The following is a 614-nucleotide window of genomic DNA, read 5'->3' as shown; positions in this document are numbered from 1 at the left end:
AATACAGATGGTAATCCAAATGATGGTCCAGACTTCTTAGATATTGATGCAGATGATGATGGTATTCCAGATAATGTAGAGGCTCAAGATACCGATGATTATACACCACCAAGTGGTGATGATAATAACAACAATGGTATTGATGATGCTTATGAGAATGGTGGATATATCGAAGACCCAACCGATACAGATGGTGATGATACTCCAGATTACTTAGACACAGATTCAGATAATGATAATGTGAGTGATATGGATGAGGCAGGTCAGGGTGATCCAACGGGTATGGACACAGATGGTGATGGACTGGATGATGGCTATGATGATAGTGATGATACAGGGGTTGAGCCAGATGTGAATGATAATCTAGATACAGGAGCCGAAGGGACAGATAATGATGATGATCCATCAACACCAGAGGTTGACTTCCGTGAAATCATGGACAGCGACGGTGATGGTATTGCAGATGTAGATGATGTAGATGATGACAATGATGGGATAGCGGATGTCGATGAGAATCCAAATGGAGTAGATCCAAGCGCAGATGATGATATGGATGGTGTTCCCAACTACCTAGATGATGATCCTATGGATCCAATGGTAGGGAATGATGATGG

The 614-nt window shown here is 42.2% G+C and carries 1 pseudogene; it reads left to right on the top strand.

Annotated elements, in window-relative coordinates:
* Nucleotides 1-614, top strand: a pseudogene (locus Q1A01_RS23635) (gliding motility-associated C-terminal domain-containing protein); the annotation flags it as partial.

Source organism: uncultured Dokdonia sp., assembly GCF_947492815.1.
GTDB lineage: Bacteria > Bacteroidota > Bacteroidia > Flavobacteriales > Flavobacteriaceae > Dokdonia.
This window is presented reverse-complemented; position numbering and strand designations above follow the sequence as displayed.